15 protein-coding genes and 3 tRNA genes are annotated in these 22,193 nt (G+C 56.5%); 5 read left to right on the top strand and 13 right to left on the bottom strand.

What is annotated here, in order from left to right:
* Nucleotides 1–13 precede the first annotated feature (13 nt).
* On the top strand, nucleotides 14–448 hold the full coding sequence (gene csdE / locus AC6HVW_RS05615; protein WP_024484295.1) for a cysteine desulfurase sulfur acceptor subunit CsdE: 435 nt from the start codon (nucleotides 14–16) through the stop codon (nucleotides 446–448).
* Here csdE and tcdA read toward each other — a convergent pair.
* Nucleotides 439–1,245 (bottom strand): tRNA cyclic N6-threonylcarbamoyladenosine(37) synthase TcdA, encoded by an 807-nt coding sequence (gene tcdA, locus AC6HVW_RS05620; RefSeq protein ID WP_071682807.1) that lies wholly within the window; start codon nucleotides 1,243–1,245, stop codon nucleotides 439–441. The genes csdE and tcdA overlap by 10 nt on opposite strands.
* Before the next feature lie 78 nt (nucleotides 1,246–1,323).
* Nucleotides 1,324–2,469, bottom strand: a complete 1,146-nt coding sequence (gene mltA / locus AC6HVW_RS05625; RefSeq protein WP_497569297.1) for a murein transglycosylase A — start codon at nucleotides 2,467–2,469, stop codon at nucleotides 1,324–1,326.
* Nucleotides 2,470–2,706: 237 nt separating this feature from the next.
* Here mltA and AC6HVW_RS05630 point away from each other — a divergent pair.
* The 3 genes from AC6HVW_RS05630 to AC6HVW_RS05640 all read left to right on the top strand — a co-directional run bounded on the left by AC6HVW_RS05630 (nucleotide 2,707) and on the right by AC6HVW_RS05640 (nucleotide 3,065).
* Nucleotides 2,707–2,783 (top strand) — tRNA-Met (locus AC6HVW_RS05630).
* 65 nt (nucleotides 2,784–2,848) lie between these two features.
* Nucleotides 2,849–2,925, top strand: a tRNA-Met gene (locus AC6HVW_RS05635).
* A gap of 63 nt (nucleotides 2,926–2,988) precedes the next feature.
* Nucleotides 2,989–3,065 (top strand) — tRNA-Met (locus AC6HVW_RS05640).
* Nucleotides 3,066–3,169: 104 nt separating this feature from the next.
* Here the strand turns inward: AC6HVW_RS05640 and amiC are convergent.
* Complete coding sequence (gene amiC / locus AC6HVW_RS05645) at nucleotides 3,170–4,420, bottom strand: N-acetylmuramoyl-L-alanine amidase AmiC (protein WP_021179882.1); 1,251 nt, start codon at nucleotides 4,418–4,420, stop codon at nucleotides 3,170–3,172.
* Nucleotides 4,421–4,648: 228 nt separating this feature from the next.
* On the opposite strand from amiC, the gene argA reads away from it, so the two are divergent.
* On the top strand, nucleotides 4,649–5,974 hold the full coding sequence (argA, locus tag AC6HVW_RS05650) for an amino-acid N-acetyltransferase (RefSeq protein WP_071682809.1): 1,326 nt from the start codon (nucleotides 4,649–4,651) through the stop codon (nucleotides 5,972–5,974).
* A 156-nt stretch (nucleotides 5,975–6,130) separates the two neighbouring features.
* Here argA and recD read toward each other — a convergent pair whose 3' ends face one another.
* The 10 genes from recD to lgt form a co-directional block, all read right to left on the bottom strand.
* Complete coding sequence (gene recD, locus AC6HVW_RS05655; protein ID WP_071682810.1) at nucleotides 6,131–7,981, bottom strand: exodeoxyribonuclease V subunit alpha; 1,851 nt, start codon at nucleotides 7,979–7,981, stop codon at nucleotides 6,131–6,133.
* Nucleotides 7,978–11,529, bottom strand: coding sequence for an exodeoxyribonuclease V subunit beta (recB, locus tag AC6HVW_RS05660; RefSeq protein WP_071682811.1), 3,552 nt, complete (start codon nucleotides 11,527–11,529; stop codon nucleotides 7,978–7,980). The genes recD and recB overlap by 4 nt, the downstream gene beginning before the upstream one ends.
* Nucleotides 11,526–14,417, bottom strand: a complete 2,892-nt coding sequence (ptrA, locus tag AC6HVW_RS05665; protein ID WP_071682812.1) for a pitrilysin — start codon at nucleotides 14,415–14,417, stop codon at nucleotides 11,526–11,528. Before ptrA ends, recB begins: the two co-directional genes overlap by 4 nt.
* Nucleotides 14,418–14,709: 292 nt before the next feature.
* On the bottom strand, nucleotides 14,710–18,081 hold the full coding sequence (gene recC, locus AC6HVW_RS05670; RefSeq protein WP_497569298.1) for an exodeoxyribonuclease V subunit gamma: 3,372 nt from the start codon (nucleotides 18,079–18,081) through the stop codon (nucleotides 14,710–14,712).
* Nucleotides 18,082–18,388: 307 nt separating this feature from the next.
* The gene (locus AC6HVW_RS05675; RefSeq protein WP_071682814.1) at nucleotides 18,389–18,742 is read right to left on the bottom strand and encodes a prepilin-type N-terminal cleavage/methylation domain-containing protein; all 354 of its coding nucleotides are present in this window, start codon (nucleotides 18,740–18,742) and stop codon (nucleotides 18,389–18,391) included.
* Nucleotides 18,732–19,178 carry a YgdB family protein gene (locus AC6HVW_RS05680; RefSeq protein ID WP_071682815.1) on the bottom strand — a complete coding sequence of 149 codons (447 nt, stop codon included), beginning with the start codon at nucleotides 19,176–19,178 and terminating at the stop codon, nucleotides 18,732–18,734. Before AC6HVW_RS05680 ends, AC6HVW_RS05675 begins: the two co-directional genes overlap by 11 nt.
* 2 nt (nucleotides 19,179–19,180) lie before the next feature.
* On the bottom strand, nucleotides 19,181–19,753 hold the full coding sequence (locus tag AC6HVW_RS05685) for a prepilin peptidase-dependent protein (protein WP_071682816.1): 573 nt from the start codon (nucleotides 19,751–19,753) through the stop codon (nucleotides 19,181–19,183).
* On the bottom strand, nucleotides 19,741–20,244 hold the full coding sequence (locus tag AC6HVW_RS05690) for a prepilin peptidase-dependent protein (RefSeq protein WP_071682820.1): 504 nt from the start codon (nucleotides 20,242–20,244) through the stop codon (nucleotides 19,741–19,743). Before AC6HVW_RS05690 ends, AC6HVW_RS05685 begins: the two co-directional genes overlap by 13 nt.
* Nucleotides 20,245–20,450: 206 nt before the next feature.
* Nucleotides 20,451–21,245 carry a thymidylate synthase gene (gene thyA / locus AC6HVW_RS05695; RefSeq protein WP_021179872.1) on the bottom strand — a complete coding sequence of 265 codons (795 nt, stop codon included), beginning with the start codon at nucleotides 21,243–21,245 and terminating at the stop codon, nucleotides 20,451–20,453.
* A 6-nt stretch (nucleotides 21,246–21,251) separates the two neighbouring features.
* Nucleotides 21,252–22,124: a prolipoprotein diacylglyceryl transferase gene (gene lgt, locus AC6HVW_RS05700; RefSeq protein WP_021179871.1), complete on the bottom strand. Its 873-nt coding sequence runs from the start codon at nucleotides 22,122–22,124 to the stop codon at nucleotides 21,252–21,254.
* Between the last annotated feature and the right edge of the window lie 69 nt (nucleotides 22,125–22,193).

Below are 22,193 nucleotides of genomic sequence, written 5' to 3' on the forward strand. Positions count from 1 at the left end.
CAACGGAGAACCGATGCTTGCCCCTCACCCTTTTGGCCGTGAAATCACCGCCGAGACGCTGATAACAACCTTCAGCGCGCTAAAACAGTGGGAAGACCGTTACCGCCAACTGATCATGCTGGCGAAACGCTTGCCATCGCTGGCGGCCGATCTGCGGCAAACGGAGATGGAACTGAGCGGTTGCGAAAACCGGGTCTGGTTGGGGCACCAGCGGTTGGCTGATGGAACACTGCATTTTTATGGCGATAGCGAAGGACGCATTGTGCGCGGCCTGCTGGCGATCCTGCTAACCGCAGTCGAAGGCAAAACGCCTCAGCAGGTCTTAGCTATCGATCCTTTGGCCCTGTTTGATAGCTTGGCGCTGCGTGCCCAGCTCAGCGCCACACGAGCCAGCGGCCTGGCAGCCTTGGCGGCCAGGGTACACGCCATCGCTGCCAGCTATGCCTGACGTGCCGCCTTTGCCACCATCTTCTTCAACGCGTGGGAGACGGCAATAAAGCCAAAGGTCGCGGTGACCATGGTCGCCGCGCCAAAACCCGCGCTGCAATCCATTCTCTTCGGCCCTTCTGCGGTACTGCGTGAGGCGCACACTGAACCATCCGGCTGCGGATATACCAGCGGCTCGGTGGAGAAGACGCAGTCGATCCCCAGCTTGCCTTTGCTGTTTTTCACCACGTTAAAGTCGTTCTTCAACCTTTCACGCAGCTTGGCTGCCAGCGGATCCTGGATGGTTTTGGCCAGGTCGGCCACGGCGATCTGCGTAGGATCGATCTGCCCACCGGCACCGCCGGTAGTCACCACCGGGATCTTGAAGCGTCGGCAATAGGCCAGCAACGCCGCTTTGGGCCGTACGCTGTCAATCGCATCAATCACATAGCTGAAATTATGGTTCAACAGCTCGGCGACGTTGTCCGGGGTAATAAAATCATCTACGCAGGTCACCCGGCATTCCGGGTTGATCGCCAGGATCCGTTCCGCCATCACTTCGGTTTTCGATTGGCCAACATGCTGGCGCAAAGCATGGATCTGCCGATTGGTGTTGGTGACGCAGACGTCATCCATGTCGATCAGGGTGATCGCACCAATGCCGGTGCGTGCCAGCGCTTCAGCTGCCCATGAACCGACCCCGCCAATGCCGATCACACAAAAGTGCGCCTGGGCAAACAGGGCCAATGCCGGCTGACCATACAGGCGTGCCGTGCCGCCAAAACGCTGTAGATAGGCCTCTGAATAGGCTGTACTCATTTTGCTTTACTTACCTTGGTTGCAAATAGGCAGGGCCGGAAGATCCGGCCCTGCGGGTCAAGCTATATGCCATCGTTCTTAGCGGGTAACCAACTGGGAACCACTCGAGGTGGTCAACGGTTGATTGGCACTAAACAGCTGTGCCCCAGGATTACCGCCTTTCAATACCCAGACCCGGCCATAGTGATTATAGAACCCTGCCGAGTGTCCGGCTTCTGGGCCAATCCCCTGGTACATATCAAAGTGCTGGCCCTTGATGGCACCGCCCACATCGAGGGCAACCATCAGGCGCATTTCATATTTTCCCGTGAACTTGCCCTTGTTGTCCAGTAGCGGGACTTCTGCCAGCAACGTGGTACCGGCCGGGATCAGGGAGCGATCGGAGGCCACGGAGGCTTTGGCAATCAGCGGCACCGCGCTGGCCCCTTTCACCGGAGCGAAAGGCACCGGGTGGAAGAACACGAACGACGGGTTTTGCTCCAGCAGTTCACGCACCTCGGCTTCGCTGTGGGTATCCGCCCACTGGCGAATGGCCTGCATTGACATGTCGGCCTTGGCCACTTCACCGCGATCGATCAGCACCTTGCCGATACTGCGGTAAGCATGGCCGTTCTTGCCGCTATAACCAAAGAACACCAATGGCTGGCCATTGCCGAAATCGACATAGCCGCTGCCCTGCACTTCCATCATGAAGTTATCCATCAGGGAGTTGGTGTAAGCGATGATATAACGGCTGCCCAGCGCCCCTGAGTAGATACCGGCACGATCCGGCAGGCGGCGCTTGCCTTTGGCTGGCATGCTGTACAGCGGGTAGCGGAATTCGCCCTGTTGGGTATAACGCGCCTGCAGCACCGGGGTGTAATAGCCGGTGAACTGGACGTTGCCATAGCTATCGACGCCTTCCATCTGATAGGCGCTGAGGCCGAACTGGTTCAGTTGGCGCGTATCCGCACCCGCCGCCATCCAGTTTTGCACCGCCTGATAGGTGGAGTTATTGCGGTTAAACAGCGACGGCGAAGCATATTTAATCTCCATCAGTTGGTTGGCGTAATCCTGGCCGTTGATCGGGGCGCCTCTGGCATTGGGGCGATTCACCAACTCCAGCGACTGATCCAGATGACCATCTTTATACTGCTGCCCCCGGTCGGTCGGTTTTGACGAACAACCGGCCAGTACCGCAATCACTAACCCACCGAGCAGGTATTTGCCCCAACGTCCTTTCATTGCACACTCTCTCAGACTGATATGTTCCATACCCAATGGATACGGGTAAACTGGCTGAACGATAACAAACGGCCATAGATAAAGGAATCGCTACTGCTAAAAATTCCCAGCCAGATGATTATGATGAAAAAAAACGCAAATTGGGGACTAATGCAGCATAAAAATGGCTTTCGGTGAATTATATGCAAAAAGGGTTTGCAACAAAATGCCTGGAGAGTATAGTGCGCTTCCATCGGACGCGGGGTGGAGCAGCCTGGTAGCTCGTCGGGCTCATAACCCGAAGGTCGTCAGTTCAAATCTGGCCCCCGCAACCAACCGATACTGTGATAACGGTATCAAAAATGTGTTGGATTCGATGAAAGAAAAGGTATTATACGGACGCGGGGTGGAGCAGCCTGGTAGCTCGTCGGGCTCATAACCCGAAGGTCGTCGGTTCAAATCCGGCCCCCGCAACCAACCGATACGGCAATAGCAGTATCACATGAAGGGTTGGTTCGATAATATCAGTATCAAGACGGACGCGGGGTGGAGCAGCCCGGTAGCTCGTCGGGCTCATAACCCGAAGGTCGTCAGTTCAAATCTGGCCCCCGCAACCAATCTTGATAACATCAGACAAGCACCTTAACGGGTGTTTTTTTGTATCTGAATTTCCCCTACCTTCCCAATTAACTACGCCGCCCCTCCTTGGGCTACGTTTGCTTCAACGCCGTGCCAATGCGCCACCGTTGGCGAAATAGGCTTTGATCCCGGCCAGAATAGATTGCGCCACCTGCTGCTGAAAATGGCTGGTGCGCAGCTTGCGCTCTTCTTCCAGATTGCTGATAAACGCCGTTTCCACCAGGATCGACGGAATATCCGGGGCCTTCAATACGGCAAAGCCGGCCTGATCGACACGATTCTTATGCAAACGGTTAATTTTACCCATCCGGTTCAGCACTTCCTTACCGAATTTCAGGCTGTCATTGACGGTGGCGGTCTGCAAGAGATCGAACATGGTGTGATCCAGGTAGCGATCGCCACTCTTGCTGACTCCGCCGATATCGTCGGCGGCGTTCTGGGTTTGCGCCAGAAACTTGGCGGCGTTACTGGTTGCCCCTTTGGTAGAAAGCGCAAACACCGAGGAACCGCGTGCCGCACGGTTGCTGAAGGCATCGGCGTGGATCGAGACAAACAGATCGGCCCGCTGCTTACGCGCTTTGGCTACACGTACCTTTAATGGGATAAACACGTCTTCATTACGCGTCATAAACACTTTCATGTTGGGTTCGCGTTTGATCAGCGCACTGAGACGACGGGCAATCTGCAGCACGATATCTTTTTCACGGGTTTTATTTTTGCCGATGGCCCCCGGATCTTCCCCGCCATGCCCAGGATCGAGCATGATCACAATTGGCCGATCACGCCCTGCCTTACCGGCCTGTGGTGCTTCTGCCGGTAACGTCCGCTCCAGATCGCCCTTGTTGTAATCTTCCAGTAACGCCAACAGCGGATCATACTCTTCACCGCTGCCCCCCTTGGTAGGATAAAGATCCATTACCAGGCGGTTGCGATATTCGGAGACGGGAGTCAGGGTAAACATATTTGGGCTGACGCTTTGCTTGAGTTCCAGCACCAGCCTGACGGTATTCTTGTCAAACTGGCCGACCCGCGCCTGTTTCAGATAGGGATCTTCTTTGCGCACCTGTCCGGCGATGCCTTTAAGCACGCTATTCAGCTGTACCCCTTCCACATCCACCACGATGCGTTCTGGATTGGTCAGCGCAAACTGTTTGTATTTTAGCGGGACATTGGATTCCAGCGTGACTCGGGTATAGGTCGAGGAAGGCCAGACACGGACGGCAATCACATGAGAAGCAGCGGCGAAACCAACGCGACTCACACTCAGCAACCAGGTTGCAGCAACCCCCTGCAACAAACGACGGCGACCCGGATTGTGATTAGAGTTAGGCATGCGGCTCCGGTAAAAATAACGATTAAAAAAACAGCAAAAAAAAACAATGGCAAAAACTTTACCCAATCCATTCACCGCTGTCATCAGAAAATCTTTTTATGATCTTTCAATTTATTAATCAGTTAGCGTATTTATCAGAAAAATCACTGTCATTTCCTGCTTGCCTTTGGCGCAATAAAAGAATAAAAATACAAAAATACCGTATAAATATGCAAATGAGGTCTTGCCGTGAAGGAACGTAGTACAGAGCTGGTGCAAGGATTCCGTCACTCAGTTCCCTATATCAATACTCACCGTGGCAAGACCTTTGTCGTCATGCTGGGTGGCGAAGCTATTGAACATGAAAACTTTTCTAGTATCGTCAACGATATCGGGCTGTTACACAGCCTGGGTATTCGTCTGGTGGTGGTCTACGGTGCACGGCCGCAGATTGACGCCAATCTGGCGCAGCATAACTACGAGCCGATTTACCATAAGCATACCCGGGTGACCGACGCCCATACGCTAGAGCTGGTCAAGCAGGCCGCCGGCTTGTTACAGCTGGATATTACCGCACGGCTTTCCATGAGCCTGAATAACACCCCATTGCAAGGGGCGCACATTAACGTAGTGAGCGGCAACTTTATTATCGCTCAACCGCTGGGCGTGGATGACGGCGTCGATTATTGCCACAGCGGCCGTATCCGCCGTATTGATGAAGAAGCCATTCATCGCCAACTCGATAGTAAGGCCATCGTGCTGATTGGCCCGGTGGCGGTATCGGTGACTGGCGAAAGCTTTAACCTGACCTCGGAAGAAGTCGCTACCCAGTTGGCAATCAAGCTGAAGGCCGAGAAAATGATCGGCTTCTGTTCATCACAAGGGGTGACAGATGCGGAAGGCAATATCCTTTCCGAACTGTTCCCCAACGATGCACAAAAACGTATCGAGCAGTTGGAAGAGGCAGGTGACTACCATTCCGGCACCGTGCGCTTCCTGCGCGGCGCGGTAAAGGCCTGCCGCAGCGGGGTACGCCGCAGCCACCTGATCAGCTATCAGGAGGATGGGGCACTGGTACAGGAGCTGTTTTCACGCGACGGTATCGGTACCCAAATCGTTATGGAGAGCGCCGAGCAGGTACGCCGGGCGACCATCAATGATATCGGTGGGATACTTGAGCTGATCCGCCCATTGGAGCAACAGGGGATTTTAGTCCGCCGTTCGCGCGAACAGTTGGAGATGGAGATCGACAAGTTCACGATTATCGAACGCGATAACCTGACCATCGCCTGCGCGGCGCTCTATCCGTTCCCGGAAGAGAAGATTGGTGAGATGGCCTGCGTGGCGGTGCATCCGGATTACCGCAGCTCGTCGCGGGGCGAGATGCTGCTGCAGCGGGTAGAAAGCCAGGCGCGCCAGATGGGGCTACAGAAGCTGTTTGTGCTGACCACACGCAGCATCCACTGGTTCCAGGAGCGCGGCTTCACTCCGGCGGAAGTCGACGTGCTGCCGATGCAGAAGCAGGCTTTATATAACTACCAGCGCCGCTCGAAGATCCTGTTGGCCGATCTTTGACTTACCCTAGCTAACCCATTGATTATCCGGACGGGCGCAGCGTGCTGCGCCCCTACGTGGTGAACCCGGCGAGGGTTTGTCAACGATATCAAACCCCATCATCTGTCGTTTTTTATGTTTGATTGTAAGGCAGCACTAGCAAGCGCCCACCCGTTGTTACTTCCCGATCTGCAAGCGTTCTGCCAACCCGCTGCGGCGCTGCGTGGGGGTGCGGATAGCGCTTACCAACACCTTGTCTACCGCATAGAGCGACAACCGCTGGCGCGCGCGGGTAATGGCGGTATAAACCAATTCACGGGTCAGTACCGGCAGAAAATGGTTCGGCAGCACCAGCGCCGTATGGTCGAACTCCGAACCCTGTGATTTATGCACCGTCATCGCATAGGCGGTTTCATGCGCCGGTAAGCGGCTAGGCTGTACCGATTTGATGCTGCCGTCCGGTAATTGGAAATGCACGCGCAGCTCGCCGCCCTCACCGGGCAAGGCAATGCCTATATCGCCGTTAAACAGCCCCAGCGCGCTATCGTTGCGGCCAATCATCACCGGTCGCCCTAAATACCAACGCCCGGCGGGGCCAGGATTACGCCGAATCAAACCGGCACGCTGCAACCCACTTTCGATACGCTCATTCAACCCAGCAACGCCAAATGGCCCTTCGCGCAGTGCGCAGAGCAACTGGAAACGGCCAAAGGCATCCAGGATCGTTACGGCCCCCGCCCCTTCTGCTACCAGCCGCAGATAGTCGCGATAACCGGCAACGCAGCTATCCAGCAGCCGTTGATAATCTTCGGTTTCTGCCAGCGGATAACCCGCCACGTCGGCATAGCTGCCGTTCAACGCCGCCAGGGCGCGCTTGCTATCGCCAGCATTCACCGCCAAAGCCAACTGGCCAATGCCGGATTTGGCATCAAACCGGTAACTCTTGCGCAGCAGACACAGGCTGTCGCGCACCGCTGCCTCGGCCTGCGCTGGCTGCCCTTGCAAAGGGCAACCGGTCAGGCGCGACAACTGTGCCGCACGGGTTTCGCTATATCCCTGCTCGGCAAACCGACAGATATCCCCCAGCACGGCTCCAGCCTCCACCGAGGCCAGTTGATCGCGATCGCCAAGGAAGATGACCCGCGCCTTGGGGGGCAAGGCGGCAATCAACCTTGCCATCATGGGCAAGTCCACCATCGAAGCCTCGTCTACGATCAGCACATCCAGATGCAGCGGGTTCCCCCGGTGATAGCGCATGCGCTGGCTGTTTGGCTGGGCCCCCAGCAAGCGGTGTAACGTCGCCGCTTCCGTAGGAAACAAGGCACGTTGCTCCGGGGTTAAGTCCAACTGACGGCTAGCGCTTCCCAAGGATTCGGTTAGACGAGCCGCTGCTTTACCGGTAGGTGCAGCAAGCTGGATACGCAGACGCTCCCCGTCCGCCAACTGCACCAGCGCCGCCAACAGCTTGGCGACGGTGGTCGTTTTGCCAGTACCGGGGCCGCCGGAAATAATTGCGATGCGGCGCGTGGCCGCTACCGCTGCGGCAATTTTTTGCCAATCAGGTTCGTCCGTGGCCGCGCCAAATAACCGATCGAGGATAGTGCGCAGCTGCGCCTCTTCAAGTTCCTGTGGCACGCTGTCGCTGCTGATAAAAGTGGCGACGTCACCTTCGCTCTGCCACATGCGTTGCAGATACAGCCGCTGCTGTTGCAGTACCATCGGCGTTGCCGTACTGCCATCGCTAATCGCTGGCGAGACCGCCAGACGCTGTTGCCAACTCGCCACGTCCGGTTGCCCGCAGGCCTGCCAGGCAGCCAAGGCCAACTCCGGCTGGCGGCCACCAAACAGATTTTCCGGCAATAGTTGTTCGAGCAACAGACAAACGTGGCCCGCACCGGCCTCCGAGCTCAGGCAGGCGGCGGCCAGCAGGATATCCGGCTCATCATCATTGGCGACCACCTGGGCAAATTGCACGTCCAGCGGTCGCAAGGCGCCCAGAGCCAACGCCTGATGCAAAATCTCAATCATTGCCCATCCTCAACGTCGACCGTTTCACCGCTAAACAGGCGATCCATTCCTTCAACCAGAGCGAACTCCGGACGACAGGCAAAAATACCGTTGCCCTCATGCTCGGCATCTACCCCGCGTAGAAACAGATAAATTACCCCGCCAAAATGGCGCTGGTAATCGTAATCCGCCAGACGATGCCCCAGATAGCGGTGCAGCGCCAAGGTATAGAGTTGGTATTGCAGATCGTAGCGGTGTTCAGCCATCGCCCGCGCCATCGCCTCTTGGGTATAGGCGCTGCTGTCTTCGCCCAGCCAGTTGGATTTGTAATCCAGTAGGTAGTATTTGCCCTGCCAGCAGAACACCAGATCGATAAAGCCTTTCAGCATGCCCTGAACCTGTTGGAAATCCAGAGCCGGGCAGCCAGCAGAAAGGGGATCGTAGCGTTTTACCAGTTCATCCAACTGCTGCGCTTGCAGCAAGCCACCGATCGGCAGATAGAACTGTAGTTCTGCCTGCCTGGCTCCCGCCGGTAAGGCGGATAGCGCGACGCCGCTGCTATTAAGTGGCGCATTCAGCAACACCTGCATCCAGCCGGATAATATCGGCAACCAATGCTCCTCCAGCCCTTGCAGTTGTAACTGCGCCAACAGCCACTGTTCATCTAGCGGTTGGGTAAAGTCCAACTCCTCAAACAGGCTGTGCAGGAAGGTTCCAGGTGCCGCGCCGCGCGGGAAAGTATGGGGAGTCAATGCGGGTGGTGTAGCCGTATCGCCCTCACCAACGGCATCAACGTCCAGGCGCGGCAACAGCTCCTGCATCCGGCTTGCGCCATGCTGTTGCAAGCCGGTATAGCTGGTAACCCGCCAGAAATCCTGCATCCTGCGTGGAAACTGCCTGGCCGTCAGTTCTGCGGCGGCGGCCATCTGTGGCTGCCAGCTCTGTTCACCCGGTGCATCCACCAGCGACAGCGCGATGCCCTGAGTTGCCAGCTGTTGCAGGCAGTTTTGCAGATAAGCCGCATCGCCCGCCTGCCCCGCCTGCACCAGATATCCCAGCGCGCTGCGGTGCAAATCCGTATCGCCCTGCTTCTTGCGCGTACCGAGGAACAACGGCGCAATACCGATGCTGCAGTGATACACCGAACGGGTCAGCGCCACGTACAGCAGGCGCAAATCCTCTGCCAACCGTTCCTCTTCCGCCCAGGCCACGCTTTCTTCGTTGGCATTCAGATCCAGCAGGGCTTTAAAGGTCTGGCGATCGTGGTACAGCACCTGTTGCTGCTGGCGGAAATTCCCCACAAAAGGCAGCCATACCAGATCGAACTCTAACCCTTTCGACTTGTGGATGGTGATCACCTGCACCAGATGGCGGTCGCTTTCCAGCCGCAGTTGCTGATTGTCCGACTGGCGATTCGGCTGAGCGATCTGCTGCGCCAACCAGCGCACCAGCGCGTGTTCACCGTCCAGCTGCGCCGTGGCTTCCTGCAACAGTTCCCCCAGGTGCATGACATCGGTCAAACGGCGCTCCCCCCCAGGGCTGGCCAGCAGGTTTTCTGCCAGATGCCGCTTGGCCATCACCTCACGCAGCATTGGTAACACGCCACGGCGCAACCAGTGGCTACGATATTCATCAAACTCGTTGACCAAATCATCCCAAGCGGACTCGTTATGATTTAGTCCATCCAGCGTCAAGGCATCCAACCCCAATAGGCCGGTGGCCAAAGCGCAACGCAAGGTTCGCTCCTGTTCGGGAGCCAGTACCGCCTGTAGCAGCCACAGTAAATCTTTGGCTTCCGGCGTATCAAACACGCTGTCACGGTTGGAAAGGTAAACCGAGGGAATGGCCAGCGCGCTCAGTGCATCACGCACCAACGCCGCTTCGGCGCGGCTACGCACCAGAATGGTAATATCCGAAGCCTGAACGTGGCGGCGTTGCTCCCCTTTGACCAGCCAGGCTTCTCCGGCCTGCCCGGCACTCAGCCAGTCGCGGATCTGGGCTGCACACAAGCGCGCCATTAATTGTTGGTAATCACTTACTCCGGCCCCATCCCCAGGTTGCAGCCAAAATTGCATAGCCGGTTGCGGCTTATTCTGCCACTCGAAGACCAGTTCCTGATTCTTCGCTGCGGCAGCCACCTCGATAAACGGGATTTGGCCAAACAGGAATGGTTTTTCCACCTGAGCAAACAGGCGGTTAACGCTGCCAACCATCGCCGGTGATGAGCGCCAGTTGGTCTCTAAGGTATAGTGGGCACTTACCTCTGAACGAGCCTTCATATAGGTAAAAATGTCTGCCCCACGGAAGGCGTAAATCGCTTGTTTGGGATCTCCGATCAGCAGCAGGCCACACTCTTCCCGGCCAACATACAGTTTCTGGAAGATCCGGTACTGCTGTGGGTCGGTATCCTGAAACTCATCGATCATCGCCACCGGATAACGCTGACGGATCGCCAGCGCCAGTTGTTCACCACCTGCGCTTTGCAGTGCCGCATCCAGCCTGCTGAGTAGATCGTCAAACCCCAGTTCGGCACGCTGGCGTTTTTCCTGTTGAATGGAAAGGCGTATTTCGCTCAGCGCCCGTGCCATGATCAGGTCGCGCAGGGTCAAGGGTTCGGCAAACAGCTCATCAATCGCCACAAACAGCGGATGCCGCGGAGCTTCACCTTTTTTGGTTTTCTCCAGCAGCACCGATTGGCGGAACTTCTCCAGCTCTTTGGGTAACTGGTAATCTTCGGTTTCCTGCCCCGCCCATTCCCCCACCTTATTCAGCCAGTTGGGTAAATGTTTGCTGCTGTAGCTGCGTTTGTCGACGCCAGACTGACTGATGAGCGCTTCCAGATCGGCCGCCGCTGCCTGCCATTGCGCCTTGAGGGCATCGATCCGCGCAACTATCTGTTCATGGCGCATCAGCACCGTTTCGTCATCTTTCGGCGGCTGACGCAGAGTGGGAGCTTCGCCATGCAAATAGCCCGAGAGATCGCTCAACAAAGCCTCTGGGCCGCTCCACTCCTGACTGACCGCCCGGGCAACGCCCAGTGGCAATGGATAACAGTGACGCCGCCAAAAATCGGCGCAGGCCTGACGACGCAACGGCAGTTCGTCCTGCACCAGCGTTTGTTCAAACAGAATGCCCGACTCGAATGCGTTATGAGTGAGCATTCGCTGACAAAAACCGTGGATAGTGTAGATCGCCGCTTCGTCCATCTGGCGCTCGGCAGCCAGCAATTGCGCTGCGGCCTCTGGCAGATCGCCAATCTCCGCCATCAGCGCGGCAAACAGCGGGTCTGAGCTATGCCCGCGTACGCAGGCAATGCGTAATGCGTGGATATTGCTGCGAATGCGGCCCCGGAGTTCCTCCGTCGCCGCTTCGGTAAAGGTAACTACCAGGATCTCTTCTACCGTGAGCGGCCGTGGAAACGCCGCTGCCTGGCCTAAGCCAAGCAGCAGGCGCAGATACAAAGCACCGATAGTGAAGGTCTTCCCTGTCCCTGCCGAGGCTTCGATCAGCCGTTCACCAAACAGCGGCAACGTCAGTGGATCAAGCCGCTGAGGAACGCCTTTCGTCATGGCGTCGCCACTTTACGAGGCAGCGTTTTTTGCAGGGACGAGGCGTTAGGATAGGTCACCCAACCCTCACCCGGCGCCGCAAAATCGGCTTTCTGCTGGCTGCTGCCACTCACCTGAGACAACAGTGCCAGACCCTGTGGCTTAATCACCGCCTGATGGAAATAATCCGCCAGCTTGGCAGGCGTCAGAGTCTGTACCTGAGCGATCAGCTTTTCACGGGTATCGAAGGCGAAATTACCGCGATCGAAATCGCTGCTAAAGCGGCCCGCTTCTTCACCTAAGGTCTGTGGACGCTGTTGCAGTTCATTGATCATGGCCTGTTTGTATTGGGCAAAATCGGCATCACTCAATTCACGCAGACGCTTTTCCGTTTTCGGGTAGAAATCTTGATAACGCTGGTAGAGGTAGGCTGGCTGCTTACTGTTGCTTTGCAGTAGGAAGCCAATGCCCCACTGGCGGCCAACCGGCATCGCAAAGGAGAACACCGCATAGCCGAGCTGCTCTTGTGTACGCAATTGGCTGTAGAACCACGGCTGGATGATCTGCCCCAGCAATGAGCTATACGCCATGCTGGTCACTTCATCATATCCCGTTGGGACATACACCGCCGCCAGCGCCGAATCGGTGCTGCTGCCAGGGCGCTGCAGGTTGGCAAACTGGTTTTTGGCAATCACGATGTTTTCGCCGTGCCACCATTCCAGACCAGTACAACCCAGGCTCTGCTTCAGTGAAGAAGCCAACGTGTCCACCTGTTGCTTGCTCATATTGCCCACTACCAGTAACTCCGGCGTGGCCCCGGCCATCAGGCTGTCACGGTAAGCCAGCACGTCTTGCAACGTAATGGTTTTCAGCACTTCGCGGCGTTCGCTACGCTCGGAGTAAGGCACGCGGGACAGCATCTGTACCGGCTGGATCGCCAGCTCAAAGGCTTTACCCTTCTCGGCGGAATCCAACTGTTCCAGATACCAGGATTTCGCCTGTTCCAACTGCTCTTGCGTTGGGGTAAAGCTGGAGTAGCCTTCAATCAGCGAGGTCAACAGCTGTGGCAGACGCTGGGTAAAGCCATTGGCGCTAAACATCAGGCCATTATTAGGCGAGGTAGAGAAGCTAATCCCACCCACAGAAGCCTGATAGCTCAACTCATCTAGCGAGATCCCCGCCAGATAATCCATCAACGAGAACAGCACCTGATTACGCGCGGAATCCATGGTTTTGGCGTTACGCAACGCGACAGTCACATCGGCCTTGGGTTCATCGGCAAAATAGCGGCTTGGCATATACAGCACCCGCAGCCCTGGCTGGTTCACCACCATTTCCGGTTTGGTAAACTCATGTGAGGGTTTGTTCAGGGTAAACTCATCCGGAATATAAGGATTCAGCCCCGGCAGAGAAAGTGCGATATCTTTACCCAACTGCTGCCATTTCGCGAAACGTTCCGCGCTGATTTTCTCGACCTGATAAGGTGCCTCGACAAAGTAAGCCGTTTTGTTGTGTGGCTCATTCGGGCTGATAAACCAGATACGCGCATTTTGTGGCGTCATTTGCCCCAGGCGTTCAGCAATGGCTTCAGGATCGTAGCGATCGGCCAGATACGGCGCATCCAGCGTATGCTCTACAGGCACGCGCAGCATGGTGTCCACCAACCATTCGATGTAATTCATGTCGCGGGTAATCGACGGATAGCGGAAATCCAGATTCAGTACATGAGCGATCTCGTCAAAATAACTTTGCTTGATCCCTTCACCACGTAGCATTTTCAGATAGCTGAAGATCGCTGCCACCACCCGGTCACGTTCCGCCAGCCCCTTATCGGTCAAGGAAACGCTGATTGAGAACACGCCACCGTTGCGATCGATCATCGGGTCGGCACCCGCATTGATGGCATCTGCCAGCCCCTGCTTCTGTAGCCAGTCGGAAAGCGTATTGGTGCTGCGGTTGCCAATCAGGTAGCTGATATAGGTATCGGTTTTGCTGCGGAACTCGGCGCTGTTGTTATCGATACGGAATTCGACCTTCAGCTGCTTGCGCGGCTGCGCCGGTACATAATGAATAATGATGCCCTGCTGCTCCGAGGTGACCGCCGGAACGGTGATCGGTGGCACTTTCGCATCGTGATTAGGAATGCGGCCGAAGGTTTTGACCGCCAGCGCTCTCAGTTCAGGCAAGGATTGGTTGCTGTACAGCACGCCCTTCATCAGGTTGGCAGAATAGTAACGCTTATAAAAACTAACCAGTTCTTCATGCAGCTTGCTGCCTGGCTTGTCCTGCAACGTCTCGAGGTTGCCGCCAGAAAAACGTGCGCTAGGGTGAGCCGGATTGAGGGTTTCTGCCCCAACCTGCGCCATGCGCATACCGTCACGAGAGCGCGCCATCGTCAACTCGGCATTCACCGCGTTGCGTTCGCGGTCCGCATTGCCGGGATCCAAAATAGGTTCGGCAATGGCATCGGCCATACGATCGACAGCGGGTTCTAAAGCGTCATTTTCCACTTCCAGATAGTACGCAGTACGGTAAGACGCGGTGCTGGCATTGTGGCTACCACCGTGCTTTTTCAAAAACTCGGAGAGGTTCTCGGGTTCTGGATAGCGCTTGGAACCCATCAGTACCATATGTTCCAGGTAGTGAGCCAGGCCAAGTTGGCTGTTGGGATCTTCCAGCGAGCCGACCGGCAGCGCCAGAGCAGCCAGTGACTTTGGTGCCAACGCGTCGGACACCAACAGTACGGTCATGCCGTTATCCAGCTTGATAGCCTGGTATTCACGCGGATCGTGATCGCTTTTGTTGATCTTTTCCGCCAGCGGTTGCCAGCCTTGCGCGGCCCAGCTTAACGGCGCCCAAAACATAACCAATAACATCAACCCGGTAATGCGGGTCAACAGTCTGCGCATATCCAAAATAAACCCCTGTTCTCTGGCTGTCTCGCCAACTCCCTGACGGTGACAGCACGGTGCAAAATGACACAACCGAAAGCGATGCCCAATGAAATTCAATTTCTAACTCAAAGCATTACGGTTTTAAACACTCAACTCACTATAGCCCACATCGTTGGGGGCGCAGCGTACGCCACTCTACAACGTATATGCCTATACGTTATGTAAGACCAGACTTAACCTCAATGGTTGAGTATAAAAGCGTAAAATTTTTATCACTTCACTGCGACCTGTGCCACCGTGAGGGGGGTTACCCCAGGTTATTGCGGGCCACGGGCAACAGGTAACACTCTGTTTCTTTCAGGATTTGTTCAAGGCGAACATTATCCATTTGGCGGAAAACGCGCTGGGTATAGGGATCTGCTCCCTCGCCCGGGATCCGCTGATCGCCCTGCCAGGCTTGTAGCAGCTTGGCACGCGCCTTGATCTGGACTTCTTCATCCCAGTCTATCTGCTGCGTTTGTGCCTGATAACATTGACTCAACCAGGCCCAGCCGCTTTTATTGAGCAGCATCAGCGGCTGCGACAGGCCACGGCGGTAGCCCGCTACCAGCTCCGCCAACTGCGCGTGGGCATCCTCGCTTGCGAGCGCAGCGAAGCGCCAGGCGGAATTCTTGCTGCCAAACATACGGCTTTCCCCGCTACCGCCAACGCAGCAATACACCAAGTGCTCCAGCCAAAGCAAGATGCCGTCTACGGCCGAAAGCGTTGCCGGCCGCCAGCGTAGCAAGCCATCCTGCTGTACCTGATGCAGCCAGCCAGTGATACGCATGCCCGCCACGTCGATATCCAGCTCCAGGCTGCCATTCTCCTGGCGCTGTTCACGCACCCGCTCGGCCAGCTCCGCCATTTCTTCCTGCTGCTTTTGCCAGTAAATCTCACCGAAAGCCCCGTAAGGTAATCCCCCCGATGCACGCACACGTTGGTATAACTTGCCTGCGTCCTCCCCCTCGATCAGCGTGTTCAGCAATTGGCTGTTGAACTGATAGCGGCTGAGGTTATCCAGCGTAAAAGGCTCGTCTTCCGGCAGATCGGTCTCTTCCAGAATAAAGTTAACGCCAAGACGTAGCTGGAAGAAGGCACGGATCGGATGGCGGTAAAAACGGAGCAGTTCATCAAGAGAAACCTGGGTTTTCTCATCCTCCGCCAGCGGTTGATTAAATTCTGGATGTGCAGCGCCACGGCCATCGGCAGCGGCCAACCATTCTGCCGCATAGCTTTGATCTTCGCTCCCCGGCAGGAAGTTTTCCGCAGCAAACGGCATGCGGGCATGGCGTTTAAGCAAGTGCTCACCGACCCTGCGTGCGCTGCCGTCCGCATCCAGCCCTTCATCGCCGGGCAGGCAATAGCTTTGCTGCAGATATTCCAACAGTTCAGTGACCAATACGGAAGGATAGCGCTCGCTGTTATCCTGAATGGAACGGCCAATAAAGCTGATATACAGCTGCTGCTGGGCAGAGAGGATCGCCTCCAGAAACAGGTAGCGGTCATCGTCACGGCGGCTGCGATCGCCGCGCTTAATCTGCTGCGCCATCAGGTCAAACCCCAGCGGCGGCAAGGTGCGAGGGTAGACACCGTCGTTCATGCCCAGCAGGCAGACCACCTTGAACGGAATGGAACGCATGGGCATCAAGGTACAGAAGTTGATCTGGCCAGCCAGGAAACGCTGGCTGATACGCTGCTGATCGAGCCGAGCGGCCAGTTCATCGCGCAGCAACGTCAACGGCACGGCATCGGGATAACGCGCCGCCAGGCCAAAGCTGGCCACTTTCTGCCACTGCTCTTCGATCAGCGCCAACGCCTCTTCCGTTTCGCTGTCCGTCTCAAAGAAGCTATTGAGCAGTTGGCGGCACAACGGCAACCATTCGGCTAACGGTCGTTCTTCACTGAGGATTTGCCGCCAACGGCTGAGTTGTGCCAGCAGATCGGCCAGTTGCCCGGCCAGTTCGGCTACTAATCCACTCGACTCATCGTAAGGTAATACGCCCTGCCAATCCCCGGCGTTACTGTCCATGGCGTAGCCCAGCAGCATCCGCGTCAGGCCAAACCGCCAGGTATGCTGCCCGGTTGCAGGCAGATCCAGCTCACGCACGTTGTCATCATCCAGCCCCCAACGTACCCCGGATTCGCCAGTCCAGTGGCGTAACAGGCTTAAGCCCTCTTCCTGAATCGAGAAACGTGCCGCTAGCGCGGGCACGTCCAACAGCGCCAGTACCTGCTCTGAGGTAAAACGGCTTTGCGGCAGATCCAGCAGGGAAATAAAGGCTTGTAGCGCAGGATGTGCCTGCCTGGCCTTGCGGTCGGAAATGGCAAACGGTAGATAGCGCCCGGCGGGGGCATTGCCAAACACCGCCTGAATATACGGGGTGTAGCTGTCGATATCCGCCACCATCACGATGATGTCGCGCGCGGTAAGTTGGGGATCTTCTGCCAGCATGGTCAGCAACCGATCGTGCAGCACCTCGACTTCGCGCTGCGGGCTGTGGCAGGCATGCAGACTGATGGAGCGATCCTGCGGATCGAGCTGGCGTTTATTGTCACTGCGCTCCAGGGTTTCCGGCGTGGTGCCGATCAGTGCGTGATCTTCCAGCTCCAGCATGTCGTGCTGAATGGCGTGCAGCAAGCTATCAGCCGGGATCTCGACAAAGGCATCGACTTCCTGCACCGCCTCCATCTGCGACAGTAAATACAGATGATCGCGCCCCAACTTGCCCCAGGAAGCCAGCAGCGGGTTACTCAGTTGTTGCTCGCCCTCGGCATCAAATAGTTGGGCTGCCTGTTCCGGCTGACGGAACAAGCCTTGCTCCCGTGCCTGGTGATAGTGGCGGCGTTTGCGGCTCTGCAAACGGGCCAGGAAGGCATAGTCCTGAATGTCGCCCCAGTAATAGCGGCAGGGGTTGGTAAACATCAGATGGATATCAATATGTTTACCCAAAGCCTGCAGCGCTTCCAGGTAGATTGGCGGCAAGGCAGAAATCCCACAGATAAACACCCGTGGCGGCAATCCCGCAGGGCATTGAGTGGCATTCTCCAGGGTACTAATAAACCGGCGATATAAGTTGGCACGGTGCCATTCAGGCTGACCCAGCTCGTGGGTATATTCCACCAGCCGATGCCACAGGGGGGCTTGCCAGCTTTGCGCCTCTGCCAGCCCTTCTACCGTTTCCCCACGCTGCCAACTCTCCAGCCACTGCGGGCGATAAACCAGATATTGGTCAAACAGATCGGCAACACGCCCGGCGAGCTGGTGGATCTTGCGCTTGTCGGCGTCATCGGTCAGGTAATGCTGTAAAGGAGTAAACTCGGGCCGGGTCAGCATGCCTGGCAGCAGCCACATCAGCTTCCAGGTCATGGCATCTTTGCTAAAGGCGCTCTCTTTGGGTATGCCGGGCAATACCTTGGTGAACATGTCCCAGATAAAGGTCGCCGGGAGCGGGAAAACAATATTCGCGGCAATGCCAAACTGCTCGGCCAGCTGCATCTGCAACCATTGCGCCATGCCGGGGCTTTGCACCAGCACCACTTCCTGCTGAAACGGATCGGCCAAAGGTTCTCTCGCTATCAGCGCGCTGGTCAGCGTTTTCAGCAAGTCCAGTTGATTGGAATGATAAACCGTAAACATGAGGCTCCTTGGAAGCGAAAAAGGGCATTACCGACTACTGAGTCAACGGCCCCTCACCCTAACCCTCTCCCACAGGGAGAGGGAACCGATCGAGAACACCTCGGCAAAAAGAGTCCGGGCAAGTCTAACAACACTCGTGCTACTGGCCGTAATTTTAGTGACCAAATTCCCCCTCACCCTAACCCTCTCCCACAGGGAGAGGGAACCGATCGAGAACATCTCGACCAATATTTAGAGGGATGCCGATCAAGACGACTGACAAACCTCACTGGCCCACTACATAGGGGCGCTACATGCAACGCCCAAGCTACTGCCCGCAATACCAGCGGCTGAGTTCAATCTGTTGGTGAAGCGGCGTTTGTATCTTCACCGTACGCCGCAGGCATGAGCCTTGCGCCTGGTAGGTTTCGACCTGGTAGTGCCAATTTGGTGGTAGCGATATGGCATGGCTTATTTCGGCACCGGCACTGAATATTTCCAGCTGTTGGTGCGCCAGAGACCAGGCCTGTCGATATTGCCACTGCCGTTGAAATGCCAGCAACAGCACCTGCTGATATTGTAACAGCCCTAGCAGCGAGACGGTGAACAACAATGCCGCGATCAACACTTCGGGCAGGCTGAAACCCCGCTGAGTTCGCCGGCCAGCTGGTTTATTCAGCACAGTCGCTTTCCCGCTTTTCCGGACAGAAATCCAGCCAGCCGCCTTTTTGCGCTTTCAGCAGGTGGTCACCAGCCCCGCCTTGCTGTGTAGCCAGTTGGTATAGCCACAAGGGCTCCGCTCCCGCAACATCTCCAGCCCCACGCACCATTACCAGACCGGTACGGGCTGATAGCCGGGCGCAGGCTTGCAGAGCTTCGCCGCTTAGCTGCTGACAGGACCAGTGGTTCGCCTGTAGAGACTCCCGTGGCCACGGCTGCGCCAGCCCCCAGTTTAGGGCCGAAGCCGCCTCGTTGTAGGCCCGCAGATAGCGCTGCTGATCGACGGCCAGCAGTAGCGCACTGTCCAATTGCCGCTGCTGGGCGGTGAGCAGCATCAGCCCCATCACCAGCAACAACATCACCGCAGCCAATGTGCTGCCCCCCTGCTGCCTATCCATCTCTAGGGTGCCTCCATGCTAACCGCCCACTCCAGGCGGCGTTCTATATTTGCCCGCACCGTTGAGCGGCCACTTAGGGTAAACAACATCAAGAACTTGCCATCGCGCCCCGCAATCTGGCTGACAGAAAAAGACTCAATCCGTACCTCCTCCTGATCGAGCAAACGTTCCCAGCCGCTGCCCTGACACTGGGTCACGCCGCTTTGCCCCTCCAACCCACCGGCCCGCAGGCGGTAACCAAAATACTCGGCATCGCCGCCGCTTTCCCAGTTACCATTGCGGTTAAGGTCGTAGGCTACGATCACACAGCTGCCCAGCGCTTCCCCCGCTGCATGGCCAATCAGCAACGAACGCCCCTGACACTGCCCGGCACAAAACCCGCTGCGGCGCAGATCCTTTTCAATCCCGAAAGCCAGCTGGCGTAACACCAGCTCCAACCGATAATGACGGCCTACATCAACCGTCTGCTGACGCAGTATCGGTAAGGTTTTCGCCGCCGCCAATGCAATCAGGCTGCCGAATGTCATCGCCAGCAGCACCTCCGGCAGGGTAAAGCCTTGTTCTAAGGTTCGCATAAGGGCAGGCTCCGGATAGCAGTTTCTTCGCTGCACAGCCGCAGCCGACCTTTGGCAGACAGCACCAGACGTATGCGGCCAGCCGGATTGCCCAGCAGGATATGCCCGGCCTGCGCATTGTTGCGCACCCCATAAAATCCCATCTCCTTTTGGGTATAACCTTGTAACTCCACATCCAGGTGTTCTGGGGTAAAAACCCGGTCCGCCAATGCACTACAAGGTGCCACCTGCGGGCCGCTGCCTATGCACCAGATTTTCCCAGGCCGAAACCACAATAACGCGTTGCGGTTATGCCAGTTGGCATCGGCCTGTAAGCGCGTTAAGAATGCCAGCAGTTGCTGGGCGGTCTGCTCAAGCCGTAGCGCCTGTTGATAATGATGCCACTGGCTAATCCCCCAAGAGGTCAGCATCCCCGCCAGCACCATCACGATCATCAGTTCGATCAGCGTCAAGCCTTGCTGGTGTTCGGGGCTATTTTTATATCGGTTCATACGGCGAGTGTAATCAGCCAGAGGCACGATGAAAGGCACCTTTTCTCAGGCTGGCAAATGATACGCAGAATTTTTAGTTAGCGGGTAACAAGCTGGGGGAAGTTGAGTACGGCTTCGCATTTTTGGCAATGCAGCACGAGCGCAGCATGCGGCGCGCCTACTTTCAGTGGGAGTAAGAAAGAGGGCCGGATACGGCCCTCAGCAAATCAGATAGCGACAGGAGCCTTGATCGGCGGGTGCGGATCGTAGCCTTCAATCTCAAAATCTTCAAAGCGATAATCAAACAGCGAGGCAGGCTTGCGTTTGATCACCAGCTTCGGCAACGCACGCGGCTCGCGGGTTAATTGCAGCTGCGTCTGCTCCATGTGGTTGCTGTACAGATGGGTATCGCCACCGGTCCAGACGAAATCGCCCACTTCCAGATCGCACTGCTGCGCCATCATATGGACCAGCAACGCATAGCTGGCAATATTGAACGGCAGGCCGAGGAACACGTCACACGAGCGCTGATATAGCTGGCAGGAGAGTTTGCCGTCTGCCACATAGAACTGGAAGAAGGCATGGCACGGTGCCAAGGCCATCTTATCCAGCTCCCCCACGTTCCAGGCAGAAACAATAATACGGCGTGAATCCGGATCCTGTTTCAGCTGTTGCAACACGGTGCTTAGCTGGTCAATCTCGCGACCATCCGCCGCGCCCCAGGCACGCCATTGCTTGCCATAGACCGGGCCAAGATCGCCGTTTTCATCAGCCCATTCGTCCCAGATGCTGACGTTGTTTTCGCGCAGATACGCCACGTTGGTATCGCCGTTCAGGAACCACAGCAGCTCATGAATGATCGACCGCAGGTGGCATTTCTTGGTAGTCACCAACGGGAAGCCTTCCTGCAGGTTGAAACGCATCTGGTGGCCGAAAATCGACAACGTGCCAGTGCCGGTACGGTCGGCTTTAGGGGTGCCCTCGGCGAGCACTTTGTTCATCAAATCCAGATACTGTTTCATTTTTCCTCACGACTGTTGTTGCTGTGGACGACGACGATACGCCCAGATCATCATAATAATACCGGCGAGCACCATCGGCACGGACAGGATTTGCCCCATGCTGATCACCCCGTCAAACAGGCCAAGCTGAGCATCCGGCTGGCGGAACGCCTCGACGATAATGCGGAACGTGCCATAGCCAATCAGGAACAGGCCCGAAACGGCCCCCATCGGACGAGGTTTGCGGATGAACAGGTTCAGAATGATAAACAGCACGATGCCTTCCAGCACCATTTCATACAGCTGCGACGGATGACGTGGCAACACGCCATATTCGTTGAGCAGCGGCAGCAGTTGAGGATTGGCGGCAGCGATGGCGATATCTTCCGGACGCGAGCTTGGGAACAGCATCGCCCAAGGAGTATTGGTAGTAACACGCCCCCACAACTCCCCGTTGATAAAGTTACCCAGGCGGCCAGCGCCCAGACCAAACGGGATCAGTGGGGCAATAAAATCAGAAACCTGGAAGAAGTTGCGCTTGGTGCGACGGGCAAACCACAGCATCACCGCGATCACGCCAATCAGGCCGCCGTGGAATGACATACCGCCATCCCAGACTTTGAACAGGTAGAGCGGGTTATCCAGGAACAGCGGCAGGTTGTAGAACAGCACGTAACCGACACGGCCACCAATAAAGACCCCAAGGAAACCGGCATACAGCATGTTTTCCACTTCGTCTTTGGTCCAACCGCTGCCGGGCTTGTTCGCGCGGCGTACCGCCAACCACATGGCAAAAACAAAGCCAACCAGGTACATCAAACCGTACCAGTGCAAAGAGACCGGGCCGATAGAGAAAATCACCGGATCAAATTTTGGAAACGCCAGATAGCTAGTGCTCATCTATCACCACAATATGTCTGTTATTCATCCCCAAGCGGGGGCGGCAGGTGCCAAACGCGGTGCAAAGCC

Source organism: Serratia sp. NCCP-200 (assembly GCF_059697885.1).

What these genes read in the sequence shown, in the direction of transcription:
- mltA (WP_497569297.1), bottom strand. Translation starts at nt 2,469, where the DNA reads ATGAAAGGACGTTGGGGCAAATACCTGCTCGGTGGGTTAGTGATTGCG.
- AC6HVW_RS05680 (WP_071682815.1), bottom strand. Translation starts at nt 19,178, where the DNA reads ATGGATAGGCAGCAGGGGGGCAGCACATTGGCTGCGGTGATGTTGTTG.
- AC6HVW_RS05685 (WP_071682816.1), bottom strand. Translation starts at nt 19,753, where the DNA reads ATGCGAACCTTAGAACAAGGCTTTACCCTGCCGGAGGTGCTGCTGGCG.
- thyA (WP_021179872.1), bottom strand. Translation starts at nt 21,245, where the DNA reads ATGAAACAGTATCTGGATTTGATGAACAAAGTGCTCGCCGAGGGCACC.
- lgt (WP_021179871.1), bottom strand. Translation starts at nt 22,124, where the DNA reads ATGAGCACTAGCTATCTGGCGTTTCCAAAATTTGATCCGGTGATTTTC.
- csdE (WP_024484295.1), top strand. Translation starts at nt 14, where the DNA reads ATGCTTGCCCCTCACCCTTTTGGCCGTGAAATCACCGCCGAGACGCTG.
- amiC (WP_021179882.1), bottom strand. Translation starts at nt 4,420, where the DNA reads ATGCCTAACTCTAATCACAATCCGGGTCGCCGTCGTTTGTTGCAGGGG.
- recB (WP_071682811.1), bottom strand. Translation starts at nt 11,529, where the DNA reads ATGACGAAAGGCGTTCCTCAGCGGCTTGATCCACTGACGTTGCCGCTG.
- AC6HVW_RS05690 (WP_071682820.1), bottom strand. Translation starts at nt 20,244, where the DNA reads ATGAACCGATATAAAAATAGCCCCGAACACCAGCAAGGCTTGACGCTG.
- tcdA (WP_071682807.1), bottom strand. Translation starts at nt 1,245, where the DNA reads ATGAGTACAGCCTATTCAGAGGCCTATCTACAGCGTTTTGGCGGCACG.
- ptrA (WP_071682812.1), bottom strand. Translation starts at nt 14,417, where the DNA reads ATGCGCAGACTGTTGACCCGCATTACCGGGTTGATGTTATTGGTTATG.
- recD (WP_071682810.1), bottom strand. Translation starts at nt 7,981, where the DNA reads ATGATTGAGATTTTGCATCAGGCGTTGGCTCTGGGCGCCTTGCGACCG.
- recC (WP_497569298.1), bottom strand. Translation starts at nt 18,081, where the DNA reads ATGTTTACGGTTTATCATTCCAATCAACTGGACTTGCTGAAAACGCTG.